General features: G+C 31.7%; 7 protein-coding genes and 1 CRISPR repeat array. Of the genes, 4 read left to right on the top strand and 3 right to left on the bottom strand.

From position 1 onward, the window contains the following. Nucleotides 1–65: 65 nt before the first annotated feature. A CRISPR array of direct repeats spans nt 66–495; the repeat unit is 30 nt; unit sequence GTTTCAATTCCTTATAGGCACGCTACAAAC. A 569-nt stretch (nt 496–1,064) separates the two neighbouring features. The 4 genes from QOR43_RS08245 (at nt 1,065) to QOR43_RS08230 (ending at nt 7,941) form a co-directional block, all read left to right on the top strand. Then, nucleotides 1,065–1,250 carry a ribbon-helix-helix protein, CopG family gene (locus tag QOR43_RS08245; RefSeq protein ID WP_265135036.1) on the top strand — a complete coding sequence of 62 codons (186 nt, stop codon included), beginning with the start codon at nt 1,065–1,067 and terminating at the stop codon, nt 1,248–1,250. A 180-nt stretch (nt 1,251–1,430) separates the two neighbouring features. Further along, nucleotides 1,431–3,851: a hypothetical protein gene (locus QOR43_RS08240; RefSeq protein ID WP_265135037.1), complete on the top strand. Its 2,421-nt coding sequence runs from the start codon at nt 1,431–1,433 to the stop codon at nt 3,849–3,851. Between the two features lie 12 nt (nt 3,852–3,863). Further along, on the top strand, nt 3,864–5,465 hold the full coding sequence (locus tag QOR43_RS08235) for a UvrD-helicase domain-containing protein (RefSeq protein ID WP_265135038.1): 1,602 nt from the start codon (nt 3,864–3,866) through the stop codon (nt 5,463–5,465). 1,501 nt (nt 5,466–6,966) lie between these two features. Then, nucleotides 6,967–7,941 (top strand): site-specific integrase, encoded by a 975-nt coding sequence (locus tag QOR43_RS08230; RefSeq protein WP_265135031.1) that lies wholly within the window; start codon nt 6,967–6,969, stop codon nt 7,939–7,941. 4 nt (nt 7,942–7,945) lie between these two features. On the opposite strand, the gene QOR43_RS08225 is transcribed toward QOR43_RS08230, so the two are convergent. The 3 genes from QOR43_RS08225 to QOR43_RS08215 all read right to left on the bottom strand — a co-directional run bounded on the left by QOR43_RS08225 (nt 7,946) and on the right by QOR43_RS08215 (nt 9,861). Beyond that, nucleotides 7,946–8,299 (bottom strand): hypothetical protein, encoded by a 354-nt coding sequence (locus tag QOR43_RS08225; RefSeq protein WP_265135033.1) that lies wholly within the window; start codon nt 8,297–8,299, stop codon nt 7,946–7,948. Nucleotides 8,300–8,416: 117 nt separating this feature from the next. Next, complete coding sequence (locus QOR43_RS08220; protein ID WP_265135034.1) at nt 8,417–8,986, bottom strand: hypothetical protein; 570 nt, start codon at nt 8,984–8,986, stop codon at nt 8,417–8,419. Next, a complete protein-coding gene (locus QOR43_RS08215) occupies nt 8,983–9,861 on the bottom strand; it encodes a tyrosine-type recombinase/integrase (protein ID WP_283571476.1) in 879 nt (292 codons plus the stop codon). Before QOR43_RS08215 ends, QOR43_RS08220 begins: the two co-directional genes overlap by 4 nt. Nucleotides 9,862–10,266 lie beyond the last annotated feature (405 nt).

Here is a 10,266-nt window from a genome sequence, read left to right as displayed (position 1 = left end):
TTCAATTCCTTATAGGCACGCTACAAACTCTTTTTTATCAGATACTGATTGATATTCATCTAATCGTTTCAATTCCTTATAGGCACGCTACAAACTCTTAATCATAGAATAGAGTACCTTGACAAAGATGACAGTTTCAATTCCTTATAGGCACGCTACAAACAGATACGGATAAACCTATCACGGCACGGAGTTCTTTAGTTTCAATTCCTTATAGGCACGCTACAAACCTGTTGTTTTCTATAGAGAATGGAGAAATAAATTTCTGTTTCAATTCCTTATAGGCACGCTACAAACCAAGACAAGCCAGAATTGGAAGCATTGGCAAATGTATGTTTCAATTCCTTATAGGCACGCTACAAACAAAAGCAGAATCTTACGGGCGAAACTCTTTTGCTCGGTTTCAATTCCTTATAGGCACGCTACAAACATTTTTCGCTTTTCATTTAATTCATCATTTCCCCTGTTTCAATTCCTTATAGGCACGCTACAAACCCTGAAATTTTATATCATATTCTGTTGTCAAGTAATACTTGAAATTACTTATTCAAAAAACATTTTAATACAAAAATTTATTCCTGTCAAATTAAATTAATTTTCAGTCGACCTTCAATCTTGCAAAAAACCTTAGACATCGACAAATCATTGATACTCTAAGTTAAACTCCTAATTTTTGCCATTTTTCCCTATGAGATTTTGTCTCAATTAGCCCTAAAAAATCTACATCGACAGACTCAAATTTTTATATTTTTTCTATTGATGTTATGGTAAAACCTTGATACAAGCCAATTTAAAAACACCGCAACCAGCAAAATATTGCAATTCAACGATTTATCAGACATAACTTTTTGTTTCAATTTGTTTCTTATCTCAGGTAGCACTTCTTCTGTTGTGAGCGTTGCGATTGCTGATTTGTATAAAAAGTTTAAAAGCAAGAAAAAATCGGAACAAGAGAATAGCGATTTGTAAATTATTGAAAAACTTTAAGAAAAAAACACTTGACAAATAAAAAAATAGGTGTTAAATTAGTTAGTACTTACAAACGAATGAAATGGGTGTGAGCGATGGAGAAAATAGAAAAATTTAAGCAATCGAGAAAGAAAAGACACACAAGCTATAAATTGCAAGCTCATTTAGTTGATGAACTTGAGAGTATTGCAAAAGCAGAAGGAATGTCCAGAAATGCACTTGTCGAGCTTGCACTCCTTGATTTTGTGGAAAGATATAGAAAAGAAAAACAAACAGTTTAAATTAACAAATATAAAATCTTAAAGGAGGTTCAGTTTTTCTGTTTTTCAAAAATAATTAAGAAGATGTAGTACGCTTTTTTTGTTTTAATATGATGAAAATCGGTGAGGCACGGAAGGCTCTCTTCCCCAGAGCCTTCTTTTGAAACCTTTTAAAAAAAAATTAAAAAGGAGGAACGAAATATGGAAGTAAAAACAGCGAAAAGAGAGAACGGAAAGGTTGCCCCAACAACCTTTCGCAATTCCAATAATATTATAAGCAATTTATCTGAAAAAGTCAATAGTTTCAACAGAGAAAAAATATTAGAGTATGTCAAAAAAGCGTATGAAAAGGGCTTTATTGTAGTTCCATCTCAAAGTAATGAAAAGGGTATCTTCAAACGCCCTGTTTGGCAGGGAAAAGTAAAAGAGCAGTTAAAAGTTTGGAACTATGAAACTTTTTTAAAAGCAACACAAAAACTTGAAAAGTTTGGTTTCGGTATCGTTGCCGGAAAACAACCGAATAATCTCTATGTAAATGTTTTAGATTTTGATTGTGATAAACAAGATACAGAAGAACTATCTAAACTCGCTAATGCACTTCAAGAAATCGCAGGCGAAGATGAAATAAAAATAAAAAAACTTCTAAACGGACAAGAAACAACTCAGAGCGGAAGACTTCATTATTTTTTCTTAACAACAGAGCCGGTTGTAGTAAATACAAAAAAAATTCAACACGGACAAAAAATAAAAGATAACGGGGGATTTGAACCCGGGTTTATAGAACTTTTTACAGAAAGTAATCGCTTTGTTGCATTATATGAAGGTATTTTGATAGACACTGAAAAAGAGCCGGTAATTTTGCGGGATTTACATATTTTTACACAAGAAGAAGTTAACACACTTTTGAAAGAATTCGGTTTCTTAAAAGAAGAAAAAAATAAGCCGGCGAAAGAAAAGAAATCAGAAGTAGTAAACTTTAACGGGATTATTGATTTTGAAAAGTTAAAAGAAGTAATCAAAAGAGGATACAAAGAAGGAAGCAGACAAAATATCATAATGTATCTATCAGGTTTTCTGAAAAAATCAGGCATTGATTATGAAACTGCAAAAGATTTTGTGAAAGAAATTGCAACACAAATGCATGATGAAGAAATAGAAAGTCGCTTAAATGCAGTAGAGTATACTTACAAAAAAGCAAACGAAGATGAGATAAAAGGATTGTCGGGACTTCAAGAAGAAGGATACAGCAAAGATGATATACTATCTTGCTTACTCAATAATGAAAATACTAAAAAGAAAAAAACAAGCTTAAACTACAAATATTCAAACAACATCTTAACAATTGAAAAAAACAAGAAAAAAATCTCTTTTTATATTCCACCCTGCGTTGAAAGTTTATTAAAAGAGGCCGCCGGAAAAAGATTATCAGGTGAAGATGAATATTATTTCTTACTTGCAATTGCTAACATATTTAAGCTAAATAGATTACAAACTGCTGATAATGTGAAGTTAAAAAGTGAAGAGTTTTACTTAATCATTGAAGAACTCTTTAATGTGAGAATTTTAAACTCAAAATATATTTACACGATTGAAAAAGAACAAGAACTTGAAAAGAGTTTTACATTCTGCTACAACAAATTGACCGAGAAACATTGCTCTGAGAACTGCACTAAAAGAGAATACTGCATTAACAAGAAAACGGAAATCAAAGAGATAGTTAAAGATGAAAAGAATAATGAAAGCGAAATCAAAGTTAAAATAGCAGATAGAGAATATACATTGCAAAGCAAATATTATGCACGCAAGCAATTTAAAGAGTTTCTTGCGACATACAATATGCTACACGCAACAACTATAATAACTAATCTTATCTTTGCAAATATTCCGAGAACAGCAAAGATTGTCAAAAAAGACAAGTTCTTTATTGAAAATCAGTTTGAAAGCTTGTTTATTGAGCATCTATACAGCATGGGTGCAAAACGATATTCTACTTTCAGCATAGGATTACCGAAAAGTAAGAAACTTGAGGATTTATACATCTTTGCAAGAAAAGATGATTTTGAGAAACTCATAAATGAAATTGCAAAAAAACAAAAAATAGAGCTATCTCCGGATAAAGTTAAAACGCTACTCTCAAAGCTTAACTTCAAAGAGCAACCAAGAAAAGTAAAAGGCATAAGTGTTAGAGTTGTAATAATTCCGCTAAGCTACATAAAATCGCAAGATGAAGATTTATACATTGACATGCTTGAGAACTATATGCACTCTATAAACGATAATAACATAATAGAACAGATAAAAGAAGAACTAACAAAACTTAGACCACAAGAACAACAAGAAGAAATCAAAGAGATAGATAGCGATAAACTTAACGAGCTTGTAAAAGAAATCGGCACATCAGGAGAAATAATAGAAGAAGAAAAACAAGCAAGTAATGAGATGCAAAACAATAGCGAACCGCCAAAAGAGGAGGAACTAATAGACATAGTAGAATGGGCATCAATTTTAAGAACACAGGGATTTAGCGATTATGAAATTCTACAAAATGCGAAAGAAAGAAGGTTTAGTGAAGCAAAAATAAGAAGATTGGAAACTTTCTTAGCAGAAGTGATAGATTTTTAAGGGGAGAAAGAAATGATTATCAGAACAATCAGGGCAACTGCAGGATACGGAAAAACAACACTGATTATGAAAGATATTGATTTTTACGCTCAAAAGCTGAAAGGGACTGAAAACGATAGAAGTTTGTATATCACATATACAAAGCATAACGTTCAAGATGCAAGAAAAAAAATAGGAAGAGTATTGCTAAAAGATTTAATCAGAACATTGCATAGTGTTTGCTACGAAGCACTAAGTTTAAGAAAAAACGACGATGAAGAGTTTATAGCAGAACTCAGAAGCTATGATTTCAATAAGCAGTTTTCAAGAAACATTTCACCGGTGCAAGGAAGTGCCCTAACAATAGGATTACAGGCTCAATTAAGGACAAGAGACGATTTTCTTTTGAGTATGTATAACAAAATCAGAAATCTCAATGCAAATCCGGAAGAAGATGTTTATATAATCAAAGAAGATTTAGAGTTAAAAAATGTTAGCTTAGATGATTATTTTAAGTTTGTGAAAGACTGGGAACTTTTTAAAAGAATTTACAATCTGATTGATTTTAATGATATGCTACAACTTGTAGATGTAGAGCATTTTAAATATTTGTTTAACAGACCGGACAATGAGAACAAAAAAAATCACTTCAAAAATGTAGTCTATTTTTTCTTTGATGAATTTCAAGATTTTACACCGTTAATGCTGTCCGTTGTAGAGAAATTAATTAGAGCAAGAGAAGATATGTTAAGAGAAGTAGTTCTTGTTGGAGATGAAAGTCAGACAATTTATAACTTTCAGGGAGCAGAGCCACTCAGCTTAACTATTTACGCAGAAACATTAGCAAGAAAATTTAATGCAGAGTTTAAAGAACAAGTATATTCGGAAAGTAAAAGATGTCCGGATAACATATTATTTTATGCGAAATTGTTTTCAAAAAAAGAGATAAAAGGGAACGAGAAACAAGGAACATTAATTGAAAATGCAAATCTAAATGATTTTATTGATGCAGTAAAAAGAAAAAAAGGCTCGGCAATGATAATAGTTAGACATAATGCAGATGTGAAGAAATATATTGAGATGCTTGATAAAATGCAACTTCCCGCACTTTCAATTGAAGATTACTACAAAGACTATAAATTGCTTAAACTTATAAGCAATATTAATCGTTTCAAAGAAAAAGCTGAAAATGAACTATATGAAATTTACAAGTTTGAATGTGAATTGATAAATCATAAGCCATTAGATAAAAAGAAAGTTAATACCGGAAAACTCTTTTTCAGATACAACGATTTGAAATATGCAATGCAAGTTATATATTTATATCTGATGAAAAAGAACAAGAAAGAAAAAGCAGAGATAATTAAGAGAATGTATAACTTAAGCATATATGAGCCGGTGGTAGTATTAACGGCTCACAAAAGCAAAGGATTAGAGGCAGATATAGTGTATTGCGATTTAGCTTATGATGAAACAATTGATAAAGCAGTAAGAACAAACTTTATAAATGCAAAGAATGAAGAAGATATTTTCTTCGTAGCGTTTACTCGCTCAAAAGATACTCTCTTACTTTCAGAAGAAACACTCAATAACATCAATCTTTTACTCTCTAAAAAGTGTCAAGTAAGTTATTGAAAAATCCCGTGTAGTAATCCTAAAGCTTGTCAGACAAAGAAAAGAGGGAGATTACTACACTTACTACAAAGTGCTTGTAGTAAAGATGAAGCTTGATAATCAACGATTTGTTGGCGATTACTACAAAACTACAAAGTTTTGTATAAAAAAAACAAAAAATTCACTTTTTTGAATTTCTAATGATTGATACTCAATGATTTGCTGATGTTTTTATGTGCTTTTTTATGTTTTTCAATTTTTAGATTTTTACTCAAAGTTTTGTAGTAAAGCAAAGCATTGATACTCAACGATTAGCTGATGTTTTTATGTTCTCAATTTTCAGTTTTCAGTTTTATGTTTTCACTTTTTAAAAACAATTTTGCGGGGGGCTTGCGAAACGGGCTTCGCCTCGTTTCGGACTACATAAGGGTAGAGAAAAAAGGAACACAAAAAAAAAGAACCAAAAAACTTTTTCTCAAAGTTGTAGTTTTGTAGTAAGCAGTTTTTTTGACACACCCCCCTATATAAGTGTTTGTAGTAAGGCAAAGCATTGATACTCAACGATTTGCTGATTTTATAGTTTTGTAGTAAGCAAAAACAACATCTTTTTTTTCGTTATATCTTTTGATGCAAGTTATTGATATTGCTTATCTTTTTTTGCTATAAAATCAAAAATTTTGATTTCAGATATAAAAGCTTGTAGTTTTGTAGTAATGCTTAACAAGTTATTGATAAACTTTAATTTTACTTACTACAAGCTATTTGTAGTAAGTGTAGTAATGTGTCGCAAAACAAGGAATATCAAGGTCGAGGATTACTACAAGCGATTTTTCAATACCTTATAAGGCAGTCATTTTGCGGTCGCGTCGCGGTCGCTTTTATTTTACAAGGTGAAGGTCTGGCGAAGAGAAGTTTTTCCTCACACTCCAGACATCTTGAAAAAAGAAAGCGGGGCGGGTCGGTGGCGGCAAAAAAACGAGGATATATAGGGGGGGGTGTGTTAATTGTTATTGCTGTTGCAATCATTGCTTTTGTCAAGTTATTGAAAATCTATCACATTATCACATTATCAAGTTATCAAGCTATCTGTAAGCGAAAAAGAGATTACAGAAAATTGTAATGCATTTCTGAAACAAAATCAATCCTCTTTGATGTGTCTTTCAACCTTTGCCTTTATAAAGTCGGAAACGACCGACAGGTCGTTTCCAATCAACTTTCGCTTGACAGGAATGACAAACTGCATTATATTTTGATTAACGAAAATCCGAAACACTTTGAGGATGTCTTTAATTTCAGTCTCTTTATCCGACCGAGAAAATGTCTTGAATTTTTTGACACGAAGCTGACCGAGAAGTCCCTTTCCTGCTCGTGTCTTGTTTTTTAAGCAAGACATTGAGAAAACCTTATTTTTTTTATCAATTCAAGGGAAAGGGTAAGAGCTACGTAAAGTAGCTGTGCAGAACTAAACGTATGAAAGCTTCGTGTCGCTGGAAATCAAAATCTTACAAGGAGTAGTCTGTTTATGAAAAGCAATAAAGATGTAATAATGCTTGGCTTTGAAAGACAATCAAAAAAGGCATCGGGTAAATATTATTTACCTGCTCCGGCAATTAGCCCTAACTCATCTATTAAATACGCGATTGGAAAAGCAGTTGAATTCCTTGATAGGGGGATAGGAAAAAGCAGAGCGAAGTTTTACAGAGATTTCCAGACGGGCGTATCACCTTATTGGCATGGATACGACAGCAGAAAACGATATTTAGATGCAATTAACTCTTTTAGAGAGTTTTGTGAGAGAAACAATATTAATAAAATCAAGAAACTAACAACCGAACATATTGATAAATTCTTTTTTGATAAAGCATCAATGTATAGAAAAAGCACGATAAAAGTTAACGCAGAAGCATTAAAAAAGTTATTTAATGTTGTCAGACAAGATTTAGCGGAGCATATACAACAGAACTATCAGAAATATTATAGTGCAGCAAAGGAAGGGGGCAGAGCATTAGCATATCAAAATCCTGAAAAGCTAATCAATAGCTTGAAAGAAGATTACAGACCGATTGCACGCTTACAGTATTACACTGCAGCGAGGATTGATGATTTGGTGAAGATGAAAATTGATGTGGAAAATAAAAAAGTTGAGTTTTATGGAAGTAAGGGTGGAAAAGACAGAGAAATAAATTACAATGATAGACCGGATAAATTTGAACAGATAAAACAAGATTACGAATATTTGCAAGAAAAATTAAGCGATGAGTGGGCAGGCAAAAACTGGGATAAAGTTAAAGATAGATATTATAGCAACTTGAAATATCACTGTATCAAAAATTCAGAAATATATTCTGCATCTCACGGTTTTCGTGTTAGTTATGCAGTTGAACGATTTTTTGAACTCAAAGCACAAGGGCTTGACGATTTACAAGCAGACCAAATATTAACACGAGAACTGGGACATAATCGCATCTCAATGTCGCAGTATTACCGGAACGGTTAATAAATTACCAAAACTTCCACCATTTCTTTTGTTTTTCTTTCAATATTTCTATGGTTTCTCGCAAAATTTCAATATGTTTCTCTTTTTCTTGAATTACTTCATCTTTTGCAGAAATTATTTGTTCTTTTGCTTCTATTTCATTTTGTAAAACTTTGACAACGGATTGTAGTTGAATGTTCTGTTTTTCAAGTAGCTCAATTTGTTGCTGTTTATCTATGCTTCTCTGTTGATGTTGTTGCTGATACTCTTTAATGATTTTTTCAAGTGCTTCAGTTCTTGTTGTGTTATCTATTGCTGCTATCTCATCTATAATTTTAAGTGCATCTTCTGATAGTCTAAATGATACAATGATTTTCATTGTCATCCCCTGTATTTCATCTTTTGCTAAATATTATAGCATTAGTATTACAAATAAATACAAGCATAATACATTGTAATATATCCGTAATACATTGTAATATATCCGTAATACAGGTTATAAAAACTGCTTAATATCAATAACTTGTATGTTATACAAATGAATAGCAAACATCAGCCCGATGAAATCTTTTATTGATTTAATTTTGAAAGTGCCGGCATTAATTCTTGCTACTATCTCCAAAGCAAGCAAGTTATAATCAACATCTTTATGAAGTGCTTCTTTTATTTCATCTTTTACTATTTCTTTAAATTCTTGATAACTAATCCTTTGTGGCTTAACAGATTTTGGTTTTTTCAGTTTCTCTTTTAAGCTATCAATCAATAATAAACTTTCTATATCATCAGTATCAAGGTCTTCTTTCTCTATGGTATTTTTAAATGCTTGTTTTATGATTTGTTCGGGTTGTTCTTGTTTTTGAGTTGCTTTATCAAGCAGATACTCCGCTTTCAGTTTAGTTAGTTCAGAAAGTAAAGCGATAATAAAAGCATTTTGAAAGATATTTCCGGATATGTCTATATCTTCCGGATTAATTTTTATCTCAAAAATGCTTATCTCATCTTTCTTTGCTTTTTCTATGAGATTGCGATAAAACCGGATAAAGTCATAAACTTCCTTTGTTATCATAGCTTGCTTAACTCTTCAAGTTCGTCTTTACTTGTAAGTTTTGCATAGTATTTTAAAGTAGTGCTAATATCTTCGTGTCCTACCCATTTAGCAACGCTCAACGGCTTTATTCCTTTCGCCACTAAATAAGAGATGTAAGTATCTCTAAATCTGTGTGCCGTGATGTGAATGCCGAGCTCCTTTGAAAGATTATGGAAATACACCTTGACATTGTCTCTATCTATTGATACAATTCTTTTCTGAATATCATTGTAATAAGTAAAAAGTGTCATATTTTTCAGTTTCGGATTTTTTCTCTTTACGATAAAATCTATAAAGTCATCTCTGTATTGACCTTTTAAAATAAGTGGTGCTTCTCTTGATTTTGAAAACTTCGCTATATTGCTTCTTACTCTGACAAAAATCTGATTTTCTTTTTCTATTATATCGTCCGGTAATAGATTGGTAGCTTCCGATATTCGCAGTCCAAAGCCGTAAAGAGTTAAACATAGATAATAATAAATCTTGTTATTTGCCTTTAAATGTTCTAAGATTGTTCTTAACTCAATTTCACTAAAAGGCTTGGCACTTTCTACTTTGTTTCTTTCCCTGTAAATTCTTTTGTCTGCAAGCCATTTACCACCGGAAAACTCAACAAATTCTTTTGTCCGGTTTAATACCATCTTTATTGTTGATACCGATAAATCTTTCTTTTTGAGCCAATCAATAAAGTTCTCAATATCTTTTTCAACCAAGATAAGATTGTTTGTTAATAATCCGTATTCATCATACCATTTAGCAAAATATCCAAGTAGCATATCGTAAGTTTCTATGCTTTTATTTGATAAACCGGATTTTTTCAGCTTATTAAGGTATGTTTTAACCTTGTAATCCAACATTGCTATCTCCTTTGCTAAATCACTGCTCCAATTCTATCATAAACTCCTTTAAAACTCCAAACTCTAATTTGGATTATGGTAAAGCCTTAATAGATAAAGATTTTAAAACTTATTGATTAATAAGATATTGACAAATTGGAAAAATTTTTTTTTATTTCTAAACCGGATAAAAAAATGAAAATCCTTATAGGAACGCTACAAACTTTTCTTTACAGATAACGAAAAAATACAAGAAATGCGTTTCAATTCCTTATAGGCACGCTACAAACATGTTTCTAGGTTTATTTCTTTTAAGAGAAAGTTTTGTTTCAATTCCTTATAGGCACGCTACAAACTCTTTTTTATCAGATACTGATTGATATTCATCTAATCGTTTCAATTCCTTATAGGCACGCTACAAAC

Source organism: Venenivibrio stagnispumantis, assembly GCF_900182795.1.
GTDB lineage: Bacteria > Aquificota > Aquificia > Aquificales > Hydrogenothermaceae > Venenivibrio > Venenivibrio stagnispumantis.
Note: the sequence above shows the minus strand (reverse complement) of the source record. Positions and strands in the feature narration are given on the sequence as shown.

What these genes read in the sequence shown, in the direction of transcription:
- QOR43_RS08225 (WP_265135033.1), bottom strand. Translation starts at nt 8,299, where the DNA reads ATGAAAATCATTGTATCATTTAGACTATCAGAAGATGCACTTAAAATT.
- QOR43_RS08230 (WP_265135031.1), top strand. Translation starts at nt 6,967, where the DNA reads ATGAAAAGCAATAAAGATGTAATAATGCTTGGCTTTGAAAGACAATCA.
- QOR43_RS08240 (WP_265135037.1), top strand. Translation starts at nt 1,431, where the DNA reads ATGGAAGTAAAAACAGCGAAAAGAGAGAACGGAAAGGTTGCCCCAACA.
- QOR43_RS08235 (WP_265135038.1), top strand. Translation starts at nt 3,864, where the DNA reads ATGATTATCAGAACAATCAGGGCAACTGCAGGATACGGAAAAACAACA.
- QOR43_RS08245 (WP_265135036.1), top strand. Translation starts at nt 1,065, where the DNA reads ATGGAGAAAATAGAAAAATTTAAGCAATCGAGAAAGAAAAGACACACA.
- QOR43_RS08220 (WP_265135034.1), bottom strand. Translation starts at nt 8,986, where the DNA reads ATGATAACAAAGGAAGTTTATGACTTTATCCGGTTTTATCGCAATCTC.